The sequence below is a fragment of the Collinsella aerofaciens genome (genome assembly GCF_015670745.1).
GTDB lineage: Bacteria > Actinomycetota > Coriobacteriia > Coriobacteriales > Coriobacteriaceae > Collinsella > Collinsella aerofaciens_T.
In genome coordinates this window covers 26882-44844 of the sequence record NZ_JADPCH010000001.1, presented here as the reverse complement: position 1 = coordinate 44844, position 17963 = coordinate 26882, and the positions used below count along the sequence as shown (strand labels likewise).

Genomic DNA, 17963 nt, shown 5'->3' with positions numbered 1-17963 from the left:
GGTAAACATATCGCCGTTCATCGGTTATGGGCGTTTTACTATTGCGCGCCCGTGCTATGCTGAATTGGTCTTTTTCTCATTCGGTAACGAAAGGACCGCCCATGCCTACTGACATCGAAATCGCACGTTCTGTCACGCCACTGCCTATTACCGAGGTGGCCAAGAACGCCGGCGTCGACGTTAAGCACCTGATTCCGTACGGCTTCGACAAGGCTAAGGTCGACTATTCACTGCTCAACGAGCCGACTGATCACCAGGCCAAGCTTGTCCTCGTGACCGCCATCAACCCCACGCCTGCGGGCGAGGGCAAGACCACCACGACCATCGGTCTGGCCGATGGCCTGCGTCGTCGCGGCGTCAAGAGTGCCGTGGCCCTGCGCGAGCCTTCGCTCGGCCCCGTCTTTGGCGTTAAGGGCGGTGCTGCCGGCGGCGGCTGGGCTCAGGTCATCCCCATGGAGGATATCAACCTGCACTTTACCGGCGACTTCCACGCTATCGGTGCCGCCAATAACCTGCTGGCCGCCATGCTTGATAACCACATCCAGCAGGGCAATCAGCTCGGTATCGATGTTAAGCGCATTACCTGGAAGCGCGTTGTCGACATGAACGACCGCCAGCTGCGCCATGTTATCGACGGCATTGGCGGTAAGGCCCAGGGCGTGCCGCGCGAGGACGGCTTCGATATCACCGTTGCCTCCGAGGTCATGGCGATCCTGTGCCTGTCCACGAGCATCAGCGATCTTAAGGAGCGCTTGGGCGAGATCGTTGTCGGCTATAGCTATGCCGGCGAGCCCGTCCGCGCCCGCGACCTTAAGGCCCAGGGAGCTATGGCCGCACTGCTCAAGGATGCGCTCAAGCCCAATCTGGTGCAGACGCTCGAGGGCACGCCCGCGTTTGTCCACGGCGGTCCCTTCGCCAATATCGCCCACGGCTGCAACTCCATCATGGCCACGCGTATGGCTATGCGTTTTGGCGATGTCGCCATTACCGAGGCGGGCTTTGGTGCCGACCTGGGTGCCGAGAAATTCCTGGACATCAAGTGCCGCATGACGGGCGTTCGTCCCAACGCCGTCGTGGTCGTCGCCACCGCTCGCGCGCTTAAGTACAACGGTGGCGTCGCCAAGGCCGATCTCAACGAGGAGAACCTCGAGGCACTCAAGGCTGGCATGCCCAACCTGCTGCGTCACGTCGACAACATCCAGAACGTATATGGTCTGCCCTGCGTGGTTGCCATCAACCGCTTCCCGACGGACACCGAGGCCGAGCTCGCGCTCATTGAGTCCGAGTGCCAGAAGCTCGGCGTCAACGTTAAGCTTTCCGAGGTCTGGGCCAAGGGCGGCGAGGGCGCGCTCGAGCTTGCCGATGAGGTCATGCGTCTGATTGAGCAGCCGAGCGAGCTCAAGTTTGCCTATGAGGACGGCGCTGATGTCGCTGATGCCCTCGAGGCCGTTGCCACCAAGGTCTACCGCGCCGACGGCGTTGACTTTACGCCGGCCGCCAAGCGCCAGCTCGCCGAGCTGCGCGAGAATGGCTTTGGCAACCTGCCGGTGTGCGTCGCCAAGACGCAGTACAGCTTTAGCGACAACGCCAAGGCCCTGGGCGCTCCCGAGAACTTCCGCATCACGGTGCGTGAGCTCAAGGTTTCCGCCGGCGCCCACTTTGTGGTCGCACTGACTGGCAGTGTTCTGACCATGCCGGGCCTGCCCAAGGTCCCTGCGGCCGAGAACATCGACGTCGACAACGACGGCAACATCACCGGCCTGTTCTAAGCTCGCTGCTCATAGCCGCTTGCCCGCCCCGTCGAGCCTACCAAGGCCCGGCGGGGCTTTTTGATCCTTAGGCCCGCGCATGTCTTGTAGATACCGACGGACTCTGCCCATCATAGGCTTTTGCGCTGGTAGAATGCATGGATAACTTGATGCTTACAGGCGACGGAAAGGAATCGTTGCATGGATCAGGACAAGACAACCGTGATGGGCGGCTGCGGTTCCGCGCAGGCTGGCGATAGCGCCGATGCGACCCGCGTTGTTCCCAACCCCGGTTATGTCGACCCCGCCGCGACGCAGCCTTCTGCCGAGCCCACACGAGTTATGGGCTATGGCGACGCGGCGCAGGACCCTTACGCTGCATCTTTGCAAAGCCCCTATGGCAACGCGGCGGCAGACCCGTTTGATTACGCGCCGCAGGATTCTTATGCCGCCTCGACGCCGAATCCCTATGATGACCTGCCGCAGAATCCCATTCCGCAGCCTCAGCAGACGACGTATATGCCTCGCACGGCGCAGCCTCGCTACGAGTCGCGCGAGCCGTATCGCGAGTACCCCAAGTCGATTCCGCAATATGGCGAGGACGAGGAAGAGACGCCGTCGCGTTCGTCGAGCGTGATTAAGAAGATCCTCATCGTGCTGGCGATCTTCTTTGCGCTGTCGGTTGTGTTTGCCATCGTGTCGGGCATGCTCAACAAGCGAGGGAGTTCAACGGCCGATACCACTGCCGAGCAAACCGAGTCCGCCTCGTCTAGCACCGTCGATTTGAGTGATATCCCGGGGCAGTACTGGTCCAACGCCAAGAAGATCCTCAAGTCGCGCGGCGCCGATCTTTCGAATGCCGTGGTCCTGACTGATGATGGCTCAACGCCCGTCGTCGATGCCAACTGGGTCGTTACTTCTGCCTACTATAACGACAACGGCAACCTCGAAATTCAACTCACGCACAAGAACAGTTCGGGCAACTCGTCCGACGGCCAAAGCGGTACCGACAGCTCGAGCTCCAATACGCTGGAGGACTTGAGCAACAAGGCGCAGGAGCTGGGCGACACCGCTCAGAACCTGGGCGATACCGCGCAGAACTTGGGCGGCATGGCGACGGATGCCTGGAACGCCCTGCAAAACGGCATCTCGGGCGCGCAGGGAAACTAGCGGACGAGCGGAGCGGGGCTACAGCTGCTCGGCCGGACGCTCGGGCGAGCTGAAGCCCGAATCAAACGTGACGACGCATGAGACATCGGGCCGGCGCTCGTGCACGATGCGCGTGACGAGCTCCAGCAGCTCCTCGTCGGATATGTCAAAGCCGTCGGGACGCACCAGGTCAAACGAAACGAACCCGTCGTGCTCGTGCAGATCGTGGATGGAGAGCGCGGGATCGATCTGCATGACGCCGCGCTTGACCCAGCCGCGCAAGTCATCGCCGGTTGTCGCGATGGGGTCGCAGTGCAGCGTGATACCAATGCCCATCTGGCGCTTGATGTCGTGCTCGATGGTGTCCAGAATCTCGTGGTGCTCAAACGCGTCGCCCTCGCCGGGCATCTCCACGTGGGCGCTGGCAAACTGACGACCGGGGCCGTAGTCGTGCACCATGAGGTCGTGTGTGCCCAAGACCTGCGGATAGGACATGATCTTGTCGCGGATTGCCTGGACGAGCTTGGGGTCGGGCGCTTGCCCCAGCAACGGGCTGATGGCGTCGCGCACCAGGCCCAGACCGCTGATGCAGATGAAGACGCCCACACCCAGGCCTGCCCAGCCATCGAGATCAAAGCCGGTCGTCTGCGAAATAAGCGCCGCCACCAAGACCGAGCCCGAGGTGATGACGTCGTTTTTGGAGTCCTGCGCCGTGGCGATGAGCGTCTCGGAATCGATGCGGTTGCCCAGCGTGCGGTTGAACGCTGCCATCCAGAGCTTAACGAGCATGGACAAGACGAGGGCGGCTAAGGAGAGCACCGAATATGCAGTGGGGGAAGGCTTGATGATCTTAGCGACCGACTCGAGGATCAGGTTGATGCCGACGGCGCAAACCAGGACGGCGACGAATAGGCCGGCTAGGTATTCATAGCGGCCGTGGCCATAGGGGTGGCCTTCGTCTGCCGGGCGGCTGGCAAGGCGGAACCCGAGCAGGCTCACGATGTTGCTCGAGGCATCGGAGAGGTTGTTGAAAGCGTCGGCGATGAGGGAGACGGAACCGGCGAGCAGGCCCGCGATGCCCTTGGCTAGGCACAGGGTGATGTTGAGGCCAATGCAGACGAGGCTTGCGGAAAAGCCCGCGTTGGTGCGGCAAGATGCATCGACCGGCTCGCTCTCACTGCCGGGAACAAGCGTATGTACCAGCCGATTTACAAATAGCATAGCGGTCGTCCTCACAATCATGTTTAAGGGGATAGTGTAGCTCGCGCGGGGGCGCCGTGCACCGATGCTCAGAAAATGCAGCAATAGTCTGCCGGTGCTAACGAGCGAGCCTTCTCGTCTGCCTGGGTGGTCCATTTTGGGCCACATGGGTATGGGCATGTGCCTGCTTGCTCGACATACTTAATGTCGACAGCCCCTGTGCAAAGGAGGACGTTTCCATGGACGAGATGTTTGCCATTAAATGTCAAAACTGCGGCGGCCCTATGTACTCGCACCAGGCTAAGCGCAGCTTTGAGTGCGCCTATTGCGGCACGGTCGTTCCGTGGCAGGCTGATGCGGGGGAGCCCAAGAGCGCCCTGGGCATTCGCCATACGCCGCTGACGGTGGTGAATGGACTGCTCAAGCTCACGCATGTGTCGCAACTCGAGCGCCCGGAGGACCCGGACTGGTATTTCTTCAATTCGCACTGGCGCAATCAGTCGGTCCTGGAACATCTGCTGTGGGAGGATCGCGGCACGGCGCAGGAGTTCCAAGAGGCCACGCATGTGAGCATTCCTTGCCCCTTCTGTGGTGCGTCCTTTGAGGGCGAGTCGACCCAGCGCGTGTTTGAGTGCCCGTCCTGCGGCAATAAGATCGGCATTGCGGACCTGCTCAAGCCAGGGACGTTTAGCAAGCGTCTGACCATGGGCGTGGGTGCGGAGTATGTGCCGGATCAGGGTATTCCCTGCGAAATCTCGCCGCAGCAGGCACGTGCCAACGCGCTGCAGCTGGTGCGCCAGTATCCGGATGCCTTTGCCGGGCACGACGTGGAAGATGCGATCCAAAACGACATGATGCTCTTCTATTTCCCCATGGCGCTGGCGGACCTGCGCATGATGGCGAGCTTCCCGGGCAAGGGCCTGAGCAAGGAAACCCTGGTGTACTACGAGGTGCTCGACTGGGCATACCCCAGAGCAAACTACCTGGACGTTCGCCTCATGGGCATTTTGGAGCCGTGGGACTTTGCCAAGGTCGGTCCGTTCGATCCCGCCATGCAGGAAGGCGACTTCCGCGTTGTCTCCGTCGATGCATCTACCAAGGACCAGGTGGTCATTGATAAGTTGGCGCTCGACGTTGCGGGCAACGATGCCGAGGCCGTACTGGGGCTCAATAAAAAGAGCATCCGAACCTGGGCGCGCAAGGCCCGCAAGCATAAGGATGGCCTGGTGATGGTGCCGGTCTACTTTGTCGATCGTCCGGCGACGGATGGCCGCGATGGCGAGCAGGTGCGCATTGCCGTAAACGGCCAGACGGGTCGTGCGGCCGCGGTGGTGTTTAGCGACAAGCGCGAAACGCATATCGTGGCGCCGCTCAGCCCGAGCCTGCATCTGTCCGGTGAGAGCACCGTACACGCCACGCCCGTCGAGGTCAAATATGTTAAATCTCCGTTCCTATACCAGATCGTGCGCCGTGGAGGCGGCGAGCAACCGCGCCAGGTTGCAGCGGTTGCCGAGGGTTCCTGCCGAGAGGAGAAGCCCAAACGCAAGGGCTTGCTCGCTGCGATCTTTGGGAAGTAGGGAAGCGCAGCACGGGACGGCTCGCAGGCATGGGGGCTGCCATCCGGTAGTTTGGCAGGGGGTAGATGTAAATAAACGGTGGACCGGCTGCAAAAGGGCCGCCTCGCTGGGCAAGATCAGGTTGTGCCACGGAACCCGCTCCTCAGTTAGTCACACTTCGGAAGCGCGGGCAACGCAGGTGCTATCGTCTAAAGGGCCGGCTGCAACCGGCCCTTTTCTGTGGCAGCCAATGGACCAACATCAGACGAAGGCCGCGTCTTTGCCTGTCAGGTCACGCTCGCCAGCCACGGCTAGAATGTCGTTGCCGGCGTCCATGACCGGTATTGTTTCGTAGCGTGCGTCGCAACCGCGAGTGCGCCTGCGACGGCTGCGGTGGTTTCGGTCGCAACGTGCTGCTACCCTTGCGTTTCGCCATTGGTCGCTTCGTTGATGGCGCGGTACTCGGCACTCAGCTCGCGCGCCAGCTCTTCCTTGCTTGGAAGATATGGCAGGTATTTGGCGGCAAACACTTGGTCGTTGTCTTCGGGCAGCGTGTACTCGACGATCGAATCGCTTTTGTCCGCGCAGAGCACGATGCCTATGGGCGGATTGTCGCCTTCGTTCATGAGTTCGCGCGTGTAGTAGTTCACATACATTTGCATCTGGCTCAGGTCCTGATGCGTAAGGTCATCGGTCTTAAGGTCGATGAGCACGAAGCAGCGCATCAGATAGTTGTAAAAAACAAGGTCAATATAGAAATGGCGCCCATCAAAGGTGATGCGCTTTTGGCGCGCCTCGAAAGCGAAGCCACGGCCAAGCTCCAGCAGGAACTTCTGAAGATGCGTGATGAGCGCCTGCTCTAGATCGCTCTCACGAAACGTAGCATCGTCCGAGAAACCTAAAAACTCCAGTACATATGGGTCGCGGATGATATCCTCGGGGCGACGAGCCGGGGCGCTCTTTTGGATTTCCTGGGTGACGGCCTCTTTGTCCTTGCTGGCAAGTAGGCGCTCGCGGAACATGGTGTTGATCTGGCGCTCGAGCTGACGCGTGCTCCAACGAGAATCGGCGCATTCGTTCATGTACCAGGCGCGAGCATCAGGGTCGGGGATGCGCATCAACCTGCGGTAATGAGTCCAGCTCAATTCGCTACGCAGTGCGTCGCGAATTGGAAACGCAAGAAAGAACTGACGCATATTGCGAAGGTTTGCGATGCCAAAGCCTCTTCCGAAATCCGCGGTAAGCCTTCTGGAGAGGCCTGCAATCAATGCCTCCCCATATGCTGCGCGCTCCTCTCCGCCCTGCTCGTCAACAATGCTCTTGCCGATCTCCCAATACGCCTCAACCATCGCAAAGTTAACGGCGGTATAGGCCTTGTCGCGAGCGGCGTTGAGAATTGAGGAGACCTGCTTGTAAAAACCTTCGGGCACGATTGCCGATTCTCCACGGTTTACCAGTTCGCCCATCACTGTCGCCTCACTTTCCTCTTGTGGAATGCATCTTGATTGCATTTAGTTTAAAGCCTCGCGCGGACACGAATTGCTTTGCTGTCTGGCACCTTCGCATGGGAGCCTTGCGGTGACTAAAATGTGGCAATAGAGACAGTTTTAGCGAACCCCACGGGAGTGACGCGTATGGACAACAACACGCTGCTATTCCAGGACAAAGGTTCGGGTAGGTTTAAAGACGTTAAGATCTACCCCAATCGTATCGAGGTGCTCAAGAAGGGCACTTTTGGTGGCAAGCACACCGAGATTGTCTATCTTAAGGACATTACGGGGGTCAACAGGATCAAGGGCCGCGATGTTTTTCTGCGTAACAGGCTGTTGACTGCTTGTGTTTTTAGCCTGAGCAGCCGTGCGAAGGCCCAGGAGTTTGTTAACGCGCTGAACATGGTGATGTAGCCTATGGCGGCGTTTGGGCCAAGGTAAAAATCGGGGGCACAGAACGGTGTCCTGCGCCCCCCATTGAGTCGATGTGTCTAAAAGGCCGGCTTGCCTATTCGCTACCGTCCCCAGCGTTTTCGCGGTCGTTGGCAAGCATTGCCGCGCCGGCGACCGTTGTCGCTACGGCGGCGGCAGCGAGCCCGGCGGCAATGCCGGAGCCGTCGCCCGTGTCGGCGAGTTTTCCGCCCGAGTTCTTGCCCTTGTTGCCCTTACCGTTCTTATCAGCGCTGCCTGCGTTGGAACCCGTGCCACCGTCGGTGCCGGTGCCGCCTGCACTGCTCGAGGCCGCTACGGTAAAGCTCGCGGCTCCGTCATTAGCAAGCTTGTAGTTTTGCGCCGCGTCGCCCAAAAGACCGTTCGCGCGCACCCAGTACGTTCCCGCGGTAAATGCCTCGCCCTCGACCATTGCCGTGCCCGGAGCGCCGTCCGCGTCGTGCACAAACTCGAGCTGAGCCGTGCAAGCATCGTTTTCGAGTTTGCCCTCGAGCAGCGCCTCGACCTTTGTGCGCACATCCTCGCCGGCCTTAAGGCCTTCGAGCCCCTCAAAGTGGGGTGTCAGTGCGCGCGGATCGATATCGATGGGTACGGATCCCTGCAGCCCCGTAACGGTCTCGTTGCCCAAGGCGTCGACATCCACGTATTCGATGGTAAACGCATGGCCCGAAGCCGCCACGTTGAGTACGTTGCTGCTGTCGACAAGGCGGAAATGGCCCTCGCCAACGGTCTTGCCATCCTGGAGCGAGGCATCGCTCAGCGAGTCGCCGTACGTCATGCGCATGCGGGTCGGGAGGCAGCACGAAGCCGACTGCGTGTGCTTCGTATCGTAATTGTAATTGCGCTGGTAGATGCTCCGGGCCAGCGCCGCATCAACAAAGTCGGATGCGATGATGCCAATGTGCTTGAGGTAATCTGACTTTGTATCCTCGGTGCCGCTGGGATTGATGTACGGGCTCTTGTACAGATGCTCGTTGACTACTCGTGCCGAGGTAAAAGGATTGCCTCCGTGCGACAAGCCCGTGCAGCTGGTGTAGTTGATAGACCAGCAACGCTCCTGGACTTGCACCTCGGCCCCGGCATCGTCCACGACGTCCACCTTGTTGCACGTGCGCCCGGTCGTTTCCTTCAGCGCATTATCGACCCAGCTGAGCTTGTCGGTTCCCGTGAGTTTGTACTTGTCCTGGGCATATACCTTGGTGCAATAGGGCTCTTCATTGCCCGTTTCCCCTATGGCTTCAAATCCCCGCGCGTCTTGGACGAGACACATCGACTGCCCGGAATGCGCCTTGATCTTGTCATCCCATTGGGTGAGGTCGAGGCCCCACGTGTGGCCGCTTACGCTGTTGCCGGCGAGCCCAAATCGACGCAGCAGGACGATCTTTCCGCGCACCTCGCCCAGCGTGGGGACGTGGCTCGACGTGTAGAACAGGTTGGGGTTATCGGCCATAACCTTGGCGAAGGCCGTCGTTATGCTTTCGTCGGTAGCCTCATCGTTGCCGCGCGATGCGAGCATGATGAGCGCTTCTGACGGGTTTTCGTTCAAAAACGTTTTGAAGTACCCGATGACATCGGAGAGATGCAGATAGTTCCCGTCTTTTTTGAGTAGGTAGAAAATCCCGTGGTCGATGCCGGGGTCATCGCCCTTTCCGAGCCGGATATCAAAATAGCGAATGCCTTCGAGCAACTGCGTGGGAATGTAATCCTGCTGGCATTTTACTTGCGAGGATTGGGGCTCAGTGTCGTTGTCCACGCTGCAGGTGCCCGAATCGTGCGTACCCGGGATGCTCAGCTCGTCGAGGAACTTGTTGTCGTCGACGTATTTCATCCAACATGGTCCGTCGACGTAGCTGCTGTACGTGATCCAGTCGAGGCTGCTAACCGTGGCATCGTTCTTTTTCATGTCGTAACCGATAAGTTCGAGCTCCCACGGAATGCTCTTACTCTTATGGCAGATCTTATTGTTGTCCTGGTCTTCGCCGTTCGATTCTATTGCCAGGTACTTAATGTCTTTTTTCTCGGTTTCTTTCTCGACCGTGCGGTCTCGGATGATATAGGTTCCGTTTGATTGACGCTCGAACGCAAAAGCGCGGCTGGGCTTGTTGTCATACTCGCCGCTCCATACGTGGATGACCTTTCCATCTTTGTCAGAGTCGTCGTCGACCGACCAAATGCTGTAGCCCGTCTTTTTATGCTCTTCGAAATTGAGCAAGGTGCGGATAGCATACCAGTTTGTATCGTCATTCTTGGTCGTTACGTTCTCAAGGATGAGCTTGCTGGACGTGCCGTCGTTAAACAGGTGGCAGACGTTGCCGCGAACGTTGCCGTCTTGGTTGACGCTCGCGGTGCGAAAATAGCCCGCGGGGCGAAGGCGAATGACGAAATTGTGGAGGCTGTCCGACGCTGTGGCAGCGTCGTCTGCAAATGCCGCGCGCACGGGAAGGCCCAATCCCGCGGTTTCGGGCAGGCTTACAAAAGGCGACAATGCTGCGAGTCCTAGGCCCAACGTGAATGCTCGACGGCTGATGGCGTGGTGTTCGGTCATAACTCCTCCGTTCGCAGGGTGCGGTTATGCGCTCGTTTTGGATACTATACTGCCCAGATGTTTAAAGGCGTCGGCTTAAATTGTCTGCATGGCGCTATTGATCGGCGGGCGGACGTGCTGAGGCGCTTGTCTATTGGTGCTACTGGCGCGCTTGGGATAGTTTTGGAGTCCGGCATCCTCGCGTTCGCCAGCTACCGGCATAAGAAAGGGAGGGCCGGTGAGCCGACCCTCCCTTGGTGCGAAGCGCTGGGTTACTGTCGCTTGCTTCGCTGCGCTCGTGTTTCCCGTTGCGCTCGCCAGTCGCTTAGCGCTTAATCTCGATATCGTCGAGCTTAACATCCATAGCCTCGGTCTTGGCCTTGGCGATATCATCGGCAAATTCCAGGGACTTCATCATGGTCTCGACGGCGTCCTTGTGCTCTTCGACGTTGTCGATGCTCACGTAGACGCTGCCGCCGCCGGCTTCGGTGAAGTACTCAGTCGTCACGCCGCCCGAGTGTGTATAGGAAGCGTTGCGCCAAGTCTTGCCGTTGTACTTGACGGGGTCATTCTCGGTCCACTCAAAGCTGGCCTTCCACTTTGCCTCGTAGTCGAACAGCTCATCGGCGTTCTTGTCAGAGTCGAAGACGGGGATGAAGCGATCGCTGGCGTGCTCGCTCTCGGTGAACTTAAACTGGGTCCTATCGGCCGTGTCGCCGGCAACGTCGGTGATCTCGACGCCCTCGGGAACCTCGACCTTAAACCAAATGAAGTCGGTCCTCATATCCACGGCTGGCTTTTCTGCCCCGCCGCCACCGCCACTTCCGGTAGCGTCGCCGCTGCCACCGCAGCCCACCAGGGCAACTGCGGCAAAGAGACTGATGCAGAGGGTGAGAATCGCAAAGGCCTTCTTTTTCATGGTCGTGTCCTCCTCGATCTGTAACCGCCCATGGATTACCTGTCTTTACTGTACGCGTGGACGGCTCGCTAGGGTGGGCCATGTGTCCCATTCTGAGGGCCGGATTTGCGCCGTTAAGTGGCAATATGTTCGGGCGCAAAAGAGGGGAGGGCTGGTGCTGTCGGCCCTCCCCGGGTTGGGCGCCCGTTGTTTTAATGGGGCGCATGTGCGCGGGTGCGCGTAGGCGCGTGCGGGTGTCCCGTTACTTGATCTCGATGCTCGAAATCTCGACTTCGCGTGCCTCGGAAACTGCCTCTTCCATGTCATCGGGGAACTCGATGGAGTTGAGGAGTGTCTCGGCTTCTTTCTTGTGCTGGTCGAAGTTCGAGATGAGGACGTAGACGCTTCCCGGCTCAACATCGGTAAAAAGCATGGTTGAGATGCCGCTGTTGTCCTCGTATGTTCCGACGAGCCACGTCCTGCCGTTATACTCGACGGACCCGCCATCCTTCCACTGGAACGTATCCCCCTTCTTTTCCGCCGGGTCGGCGTGGGATTCCTCGGCCGTCAGCGCTTTTTTCCAAACGGGGATAAAGCGATCGGCCGAGGCGTTCTCGTCTTCGGGGAAGGTGAGCTGGACTCTGTCGGCATTCTTGCCGGCAGAGTCGCTTACGCCGACGCCCTCGGGCATCTCGACCTTAAACCAGATGTAGTCGGTCTTCTTGGCGACGGGGCCTTTTCCTTGCTCTCGCTCTTGGGGGCGCTGCCGCCGCCCGATGCGCTCCCGCCGCAGCCCACAAGGGCGAGCGCGGCAAAGAGGGCGATGCAAAGGGAAAGGATTGATAGGGTCTTTTTCATCATGGTGGCGTCCTCCTTGTCTGCTGATGACATCACGGCGCCGCATGCTGTTGGGGTACTGATTGCGCTGGCGGCGGATGTCTCTGTGTACTGTGCGACTTATGCCTCCGTTCATCGCTTGTGGCCGTTGTGCGGCCGTTCCCCAACGGGTTCCTTACTTATAGATATGCCCCAGCTTGTGCTGCTCGGGAGTCTCGAAAGATGGGCCATGTGTCCCATGCTTGCGTTGTCGACGCCTATCGCGTGCCATAGAAATCCGCGATGGCCAGATGCGCTGACGCTCGCGTACTTATGGGCTAGACTTAGCACCATTACGTGATCGATGCGGTCGGCCGGCGTCGGCCGCCCGACCGATATATATGACTTGAAGGTGCGTGTGCGTATGAGCCAAGAGATGATGGATAAAACCTGTCGCGGTTTTGCCGAGGCGCTGGCCGCGCGCGAGCCGGTTCCCGGTGGTGGCAGCGCGAGCGCCTTTGTAGGTGCGCTGGGCGCCTCGCTTTGCGGAATGGTTGCCCGCTATGGGGCGACAAACCCCGCGCTTGCCGATCGCGCAGACGATCTGACGCGCGCGTTTGCCCAGGCGGATGAGTTGGCGCAGGAACTTGTGGGTCTGGTTGCCGAGGACGTTCGTGCCTACGGGCAGGTGTCCGCGGCGTACGGTATTCCGCGTGACGATCCGGCTCGAGCGACCGCGATTCAGGATGCGCTGCATGTGGCCGCCATGCCACCGTATCGCATTATGGATGCCTGCGGGCGCGCGCTGGCGCTGCTCGAGGACATGGCGGACAAGGGCTCCCGACAGCTGCTGTCCGACGTGGCGTGCGGCGCCGTATTCTGCCGCGCCGCCATGCAGGGCGCGAGCCTGACGCTCTTTGCCAACACTACGTCTATGAAAGATCGGGCACGCGCTGAGGAGCTTGAGGCGGCGTGCGATGAGCTGCTGGATACGTGGCTGCCGCGCGCCGATGCGCTGGCGCGCCGTGCCGCCGATGCCGCCAGGAAGAGGGGATAGCCATGGCCGAGCTGCTGAAGGGTGCTCCCGTTGCTCGCGCTTTGACTGAGGAACTTGCTGCTCGCTGCGCAGCCCTGCGCGAGCGGGGCGTTGTTCCGACGTTGGCTATCGTGCGTGTGGGTGAGCGCGAGGACGACCTATCCTACGAGCGCGGCGCTCTCAAGCGCTGCGAGAAGGTTGGCATTGAGGCGCGCCGCGTTTTGCTTCCTGCCGATGTTTCGCAGGACGAGCTGCTGGCGGCCATCGAGGACATCAATACTGATTCGGCTGTTCATGGCTGTCTGATGTTCCGCCCGCTGCCCGCCGGCCTTGACGAGAACGCCGTCGCCGCAGCGCTCGATCCCGCCAAGGACGTTGACTCCATGACGCCGTCTTCGCTGCTTACCACGCTTTCGGGGCGCGGCGAGGGTTTTGCTCCCTGCACGGCCGAGGCCGTGCTGGCGTTGCTGGGCCATTACGGCGTTGAGCTGGATGGGGCCAAGGTCGCGGTCGTCGGTCGATCGCTGGTGATTGGCCGTCCCGTTGCCGCCATGCTTACGGCTCGCAATGCCACGGTGACGACGTGCCATACGCATACGCGCGACTTGGCTGCCGAATGTCGTGCGGCTGATATTGTGGTCGCAGCCGTTGGACGCGCGCGCACGATTGGCGTGGATGCCGTTCGCGAGGACCAGACGATCATTGATGTGGGCATTAACTGGGATGAGGACGCTGGCAAGCTGGTGGGTGACGTCGATTTTGTTGCCGCGGAGCCGGTTGTTGGTGCCATCACCCCTGTGCCGGGCGGCGTGGGCGCCGTGACAACGGCGATTCTCGCCAAACACGTGATTGAGGCGGCGGAGCGCGCATCGAAATAGGCGTTTTGGGCTGTTTGAGGGGGTTAGCTATATACCACGTGGTCAAACAATGCCAAATATGAGTACTGTTGCCAAGATAGTCACATATGTCTTACGTCTTTTTGGCTTCCTAACGGTATCCATTATCGTTAGGAAGCCTATTTTATTGAACTTATGGGGAATAACGTTGTCTTGCTTTTGGGCAAATGGGGATTTTCGGCACTCGTTACAGGGAAATTTGCTGCCACTAAATTGGTGACAGTACTCATATTTGGCATTTTTTGACCACGGGGCTGCCGAGGCCGTGGTTTCGCCCTTTCTGCGCCGAAGCGATACACTGTTATCGTTTGATTTCTTCGCTCAAGGAGGATGCGCATGCCGTGCACAACGATTTTGGTTGGTAAGAACGCGAGCTACGACGGGTCGACCCTGGTCGCGCGTAACGAGGACTCGTCCAACGGGGTGTTTGAGCCCAAGCGTATGCGCGTGGTGCATCCCGACGAGCAGCCGCGCGTCTACACGAGCGTCCTGAGTCACCTGACCGTTGAGCTGCCCGATAACCCCATGCGCTACACGAGTGTCCCCGATGTTGTCCCGGGCCACGGCATCTGGGCCGAGGCCGGTTTCAACGAGCTCAATGTGGGCATGTCCGCAACCGAGACGCTCACCACCAACGAGCGCGTCCGCGGCGCCGATCCGCTCGTCGACTACGTACCCGCCAAGGGCAACGAGGGCGAGGACGGATACGTTCCGGCACAGCCCGGCGGCCTGGGCGAGGAGGACATGGTGACCCTGGTCCTGCCGTACGCTAAGTCCGCCCGCGACGGCGTTCGTATCCTGGGCGACCTGCTCGAGCGCTACGGCACCTACGAGAACAACGGCATCGCCTTTAGTGATGTGGACGAGATCTGGTGGCTCGAGACCATCGGTGGTCACCACTGGATTGCCAAGCGCGTGCCTGACGACGCCTATGTGACCATGCCCAACCAGTTGGGTATCGACAGTTTTGACCTGGATGACGCCGAGGGCGCCCAGGCCGACCACATGTGCTCCGCCGACTTGCGCGCCTGGATGGCCGAGTGGCATCTGGACCTGACGCTGGGCGTCGAGGGCGACGGCCCGGCTGCGGTCTTTAACCCGCGCGAGGCCTTTGGCTCGCACAGCGACAGCGACCACGTCTACAACACGCCGCGCGCGTGGTACATGCAGCGCTGTCTCAACCCCAGCGACGTGTGGGATGGCCCCGACGCCGACTACACGCCCGAGAGCGACGATATCCCCTGGAGCCGCGTGCCCGAGCGCAAGGTGACCATCGAGGACATCAAGTACGTACTCTCGAGCCACTACCAGGGCACGGAGTACGATTGCTACGGTAGCAAGGGCACGCCCGCTACACGTGGCGCATATCGCCCCATCGGCATCAACCGCAACAGCCAGCTCGCCGTGTTGCAGCTGCGCCCCTATGCGCAGCCGGCCTATCGCGCCGTGCAGTGGATGGCGTTTGGCTCCAACTCGTTTAACGCGCTGGTTCCGCTGTACGCCAACGTCGAGACCATGCCCGAGTACTATGCCGACACGCAGGCTCGCGTGACGTCCGAAAACTTCTACTGGGCCAACCGCCTGATCGGCGCGCTGGCTGACGTCCGCTTCCATGAGTGCGGTCGCGCGGTCGAGGATTATCAGGAGAAGGTCGGTGGCATGGGCCACAAGCAGATCCATGACGTCGACGCTGCCGTAGCCGCTCTGCCCGAGGCCGAGGTGCCTGCCGAGCTTGCACGCGCCAACGAGGCCTTTGCCGAGCGTGTCCGCGTGGAGACCGATGCCCTGCTGGGCAAGGTGCTCTACACCACGAGCTGCGCCATGAAGAACTCTTTCGCGATGAACGACAACGTGAGGTAGGGATTTCCCGTCGATTGAATAGCGCTAAAACGCTTTGTCGCTTTCGCTCAATCTTGGGTACAAGAACGCCAATGCAGTTGTTTGTGATTGGAGACAACCATGGTTATGAAACTCGATCAGCTTGTTAACGGCGCCATTAACGTGGGCTTTGGCGCTGCCGCCGTTGCTGTCGAAGGCGGCAAGAAGGTCCTCGACGACCTTAACACCAAGGGCGAGCAGGTCCGCAAGGACACCGCCACCCCCGATATCGCCCGCAGTGTGTCCGACATGTTCGAGCAGGCCGGTGGTACCATCTCCGATCTGACCGAGCGCTTGGGCATGCAGGGCGAGACCGCGGCCCAGCGCGTGCTCGACGAACTCATCCTTGCCCGCGTCCGCGTTATGACCGCGCCCGAGCGCACGGCCTTCCTGGCCCATGTGCGCGACATCGTCGATTCGGTCGAGGACAACGTGACCTCGGTGCCCTTCGAGTCCGTTGAGCCCGACGATGCGAAGGATACCGAAGAGGCCGAGTAGCAGCGCAGATGGCAGATTCCACCACCGATTACAACAATCTAGATCCCTTGGGTGACGAGGCGGCGGTTGTCGATGAGGTCGATGCCGCCGTCTCGGGCGCTCGCAAGAAGCCGCGCGCTGTCGATATGGTGCCCGAGGAGCCCGACGCGATGGCGCCGGACGAGGAATACCAGCTCACGCCGGCGGGTCGTCGCGAACGCATTGGGCAGATTGTTCGCCTGGTCAAAAAGTACCGCGTGTGGGATAACCTCACGCCGGTTCGTTTGCGCCGCCTGCTCGAGGAACTCGGCCCCATGTTCGTCAAGATGGGGCAGATTTTGGCCAACCGGTCCGAGATTCTGCCGCAACGCTTTTGCGACGAGCTGCGTCGTCTGCGCTCCGACGTGGAACCGGTGCCGTACGAGGTCGTACTCAGTTGTCTGGAAGAAGAATACGGCCTGCGCCTGGGGGAGATGTTCGATGCGATCGACCCCAACCCGCTCGGTAGTGCGTCGCTCGCGCAGGTACACCGCGCTCGTCTGGTGACGGGCGAGGACGTGGCCGTCAAGGTGCAGCGCCCCGGTGCGCAGCAGGTTATGGCACAGGACATCGATATCATCCGCTCGGTGGTGCGTATCGTTTCCAAGTTCGTCAACACCGATCAATTCGTTGACCTGCACGGCGTAGTCGAGGAGTTGTGGACCTCGTTTCGCGAGGAGACCAACTTTTTGGCCGAGGCCAAAAACCTCAACGACTTCTACGAGTTCCATAAGAGCGTTCATGGCGTGACGTGCCCTAAATCCTATCTGGACCTGTGCACCGAGCACGTGGTGGTTATGGACTACGTCGACGGCATTTCGATTGCCGATCCTGAACGCTTGGTGGCCGAGGGCTATGACTTGGAAAAGATCGGTGCCGCGATTGTCGAGGACTACTCGACGCAGGTGCTCGACGACGGCTTTTTCCATGCCGACCCGCATGCGGGAAACATCATTCTCAAGGACGGCATCGTTTACTTTATCGACTTGGGCATGGTCGGACGCATGTCGAGCCACGATCGTGGCATCGTTAAGGACATGATTTTCGCCGTGGCCGAGGGTGACGTGCCCAAGCTCAAGGATTCGCTCATGCGCTTCGCCGTGACGCGTGGCGACTCGGCCGAGCTCGATCATTCGGCCTTTTTGTCCGACTTGGACTTTATCGTCGCCGACTTTGCGGGTCTTGACCTTAAAGATCTGGATATCGGCGAGTTTTTGACCTCGCTGCTAAACCTGGCGCGCAAAAACGATGTTGAGCTGCCGAGCGTGGTGACGATGTTCGCCCGCGGCATGGTGACGCTCGAGGGTTTGCTGACCGAGTATATGCCCAACGTCAACATGATCCAGATCATCCAGACGCACATCAAAAACGAAAAAAGCACCTATGCGCGCGTGCGTGATATGGGACGCGATCTTGCCGCGAGCAGCTATCGCGCGGCAAAAGGCTCGCTCGAGGCGGCCGAGTATTTGGGCTTGGCTTCGCGCATGCTCACGCGCGGCCAGCTTAAGGTGAACACGCAGATCATGAGCAGCGATAAGGCACTGCGACAGCTGGGCGGAATTATCGACCGTATGTCGATGGCTATCGTTATCGCTGGCCTGTTTATCGGTTCGTCGGTGGTGTACTACGCGCGCATCGAGCCGGTTGTCCTCGGCATTCCGGTCATCGGCTTCTTTGGCTACGTGAGCGCGCTGGTGCTGGCGCTTATGCTGGGCCGCAATATCTGGCTCAACAGTCACGGCGGCAAGCACTAGAGGCTGCGACCGTCACCGCATTTTCCTATCGCAAACAATAGCTTTTACCTTG

General features: G+C 59.9%; 14 protein-coding genes. 9 read left to right on the top strand and 5 right to left on the bottom strand.

Annotation, left to right across the window (positions count from 1 at the left end; translation table 11 throughout):
• Window positions 1-101 precede the first annotated feature (101 nt).
• Both I4W07_RS00180 and I4W07_RS00175 read left to right on the top strand, forming a co-directional pair.
• Window positions 102-1769 carry a formate--tetrahydrofolate ligase gene (locus I4W07_RS00180; protein WP_196025223.1) on the top strand — a complete coding sequence of 556 codons (1668 nt, stop codon included), beginning with the start codon at window positions 102-104 and terminating at the stop codon, window positions 1767-1769.
• Window positions 1770-1949: 180 nt separating this feature from the next.
• A complete protein-coding gene (locus tag I4W07_RS00175; RefSeq protein WP_196025222.1) occupies window positions 1950-2918 on the top strand; it encodes a hypothetical protein in 969 nt (322 codons plus the stop codon).
• An 18-nt stretch (window positions 2919-2936) separates the two neighbouring features.
• Here the strand turns inward: I4W07_RS00175 and I4W07_RS00170 are convergent, their stop codons facing one another.
• Window positions 2937-4118, bottom strand: coding sequence for a cation diffusion facilitator family transporter (locus I4W07_RS00170; RefSeq protein ID WP_196025221.1), 1182 nt, complete (start codon window positions 4116-4118; stop codon window positions 2937-2939).
• 218 nt (window positions 4119-4336) lie between these two features.
• On the opposite strand from I4W07_RS00170, the gene I4W07_RS00165 reads away from it, so the two are divergent.
• Complete coding sequence (locus I4W07_RS00165; RefSeq protein WP_196025220.1) at window positions 4337-5674, top strand: TFIIB-type zinc ribbon-containing protein; 1338 nt, start codon at window positions 4337-4339, stop codon at window positions 5672-5674.
• 395 nt (window positions 5675-6069) lie between these two features.
• Here I4W07_RS00165 and I4W07_RS00160 read toward each other — a convergent pair whose 3' ends face one another.
• Complete coding sequence (locus tag I4W07_RS00160) at window positions 6070-7119, bottom strand: PDDEXK nuclease domain-containing protein (RefSeq protein WP_229055537.1); 1050 nt, start codon at window positions 7117-7119, stop codon at window positions 6070-6072.
• Between the two features lie 168 nt (window positions 7120-7287).
• On the opposite strand from I4W07_RS00160, the gene I4W07_RS00155 reads away from it, so the two are divergent.
• Window positions 7288-7557, top strand: a complete 270-nt coding sequence (locus I4W07_RS00155) for a hypothetical protein (protein ID WP_022095134.1) — start codon at window positions 7288-7290, stop codon at window positions 7555-7557.
• 94 nt (window positions 7558-7651) lie between these two features.
• On the opposite strand, the gene I4W07_RS00150 is transcribed toward I4W07_RS00155, so the two are convergent.
• From I4W07_RS00150 to I4W07_RS00140, 3 genes are all read right to left on the bottom strand, one after another.
• Window positions 7652-10138, bottom strand: a complete 2487-nt coding sequence (locus tag I4W07_RS00150) for a phosphatidylinositol-specific phospholipase C (RefSeq protein WP_196025219.1) — start codon at window positions 10136-10138, stop codon at window positions 7652-7654.
• A gap of 304 nt (window positions 10139-10442) precedes the next feature.
• A complete protein-coding gene (locus I4W07_RS00145; protein WP_196025218.1) occupies window positions 10443-11036 on the bottom strand; it encodes a hypothetical protein in 594 nt (197 codons plus the stop codon).
• A 241-nt stretch (window positions 11037-11277) separates the two neighbouring features.
• Window positions 11278-11706 (bottom strand): hypothetical protein, encoded by a 429-nt coding sequence (locus I4W07_RS00140; protein WP_196025217.1) that lies wholly within the window; start codon window positions 11704-11706, stop codon window positions 11278-11280.
• A gap of 549 nt (window positions 11707-12255) precedes the next feature.
• Here I4W07_RS00140 and I4W07_RS00135 point away from each other — a divergent pair.
• The 5 genes from I4W07_RS00135 to I4W07_RS00115 all read left to right on the top strand — a co-directional run bounded on the left by I4W07_RS00135 (window position 12256) and on the right by I4W07_RS00115 (window position 17911).
• On the top strand, window positions 12256-12888 hold the full coding sequence (locus I4W07_RS00135; RefSeq protein ID WP_196025216.1) for a cyclodeaminase/cyclohydrolase family protein: 633 nt from the start codon (window positions 12256-12258) through the stop codon (window positions 12886-12888).
• Window positions 12889-12890: 2 nt separating this feature from the next.
• Entirely contained in the window at window positions 12891-13745 is an 855-nt protein-coding gene (locus I4W07_RS00130; RefSeq protein ID WP_196025215.1) for a bifunctional 5,10-methylenetetrahydrofolate dehydrogenase/5,10-methenyltetrahydrofolate cyclohydrolase, read from the top strand.
• 354 nt (window positions 13746-14099) lie between these two features.
• Window positions 14100-15623 (top strand): C69 family dipeptidase, encoded by a 1524-nt coding sequence (locus tag I4W07_RS00125; protein ID WP_196025214.1) that lies wholly within the window; start codon window positions 14100-14102, stop codon window positions 15621-15623.
• A gap of 99 nt (window positions 15624-15722) precedes the next feature.
• Complete coding sequence (locus I4W07_RS00120; RefSeq protein ID WP_196025213.1) at window positions 15723-16139, top strand: hypothetical protein; 417 nt, start codon at window positions 15723-15725, stop codon at window positions 16137-16139.
• Window positions 16140-16147: 8 nt separating this feature from the next.
• A complete protein-coding gene (locus I4W07_RS00115) occupies window positions 16148-17911 on the top strand; it encodes an ABC1 kinase family protein (RefSeq protein ID WP_117655841.1) in 1764 nt (587 codons plus the stop codon).
• Window positions 17912-17963: the final 52 nt, after the last annotated feature.

Coding starts and splice junctions, on each gene's coding strand:
- I4W07_RS00120 (WP_196025213.1), top strand. CDS start 15,723: ATGGTTATGAAACTCGATCAGCTTGTTAACGGCGCCATTAACGTGGGC.
- I4W07_RS00160 (WP_229055537.1), bottom strand. CDS start 7,119: ATGGGCGAACTGGTAAACCGTGGAGAATCGGCAATCGTGCCCGAAGGT.
- I4W07_RS00175 (WP_196025222.1), top strand. CDS start 1,950: ATGGATCAGGACAAGACAACCGTGATGGGCGGCTGCGGTTCCGCGCAG.
- I4W07_RS00180 (WP_196025223.1), top strand. CDS start 102: ATGCCTACTGACATCGAAATCGCACGTTCTGTCACGCCACTGCCTATT.
- I4W07_RS00155 (WP_022095134.1), top strand. CDS start 7,288: ATGGACAACAACACGCTGCTATTCCAGGACAAAGGTTCGGGTAGGTTT.
- I4W07_RS00135 (WP_196025216.1), top strand. CDS start 12,256: ATGAGCCAAGAGATGATGGATAAAACCTGTCGCGGTTTTGCCGAGGCG.
- I4W07_RS00125 (WP_196025214.1), top strand. CDS start 14,100: ATGCCGTGCACAACGATTTTGGTTGGTAAGAACGCGAGCTACGACGGG.
- I4W07_RS00130 (WP_196025215.1), top strand. CDS start 12,891: ATGGCCGAGCTGCTGAAGGGTGCTCCCGTTGCTCGCGCTTTGACTGAG.
- I4W07_RS00170 (WP_196025221.1), bottom strand. CDS start 4,118: ATGCTATTTGTAAATCGGCTGGTACATACGCTTGTTCCCGGCAGTGAG.
- I4W07_RS00145 (WP_196025218.1), bottom strand. CDS start 11,036: ATGAAAAAGAAGGCCTTTGCGATTCTCACCCTCTGCATCAGTCTCTTT.
- I4W07_RS00140 (WP_196025217.1), bottom strand. CDS start 11,706: ATGCCCGAGGGCGTCGGCGTAAGCGACTCTGCCGGCAAGAATGCCGAC.
- I4W07_RS00150 (WP_196025219.1), bottom strand. CDS start 10,138: ATGACCGAACACCACGCCATCAGCCGTCGAGCATTCACGTTGGGCCTA.
- I4W07_RS00115 (WP_117655841.1), top strand. CDS start 16,148: ATGGCAGATTCCACCACCGATTACAACAATCTAGATCCCTTGGGTGAC.
- I4W07_RS00165 (WP_196025220.1), top strand. CDS start 4,337: ATGGACGAGATGTTTGCCATTAAATGTCAAAACTGCGGCGGCCCTATG.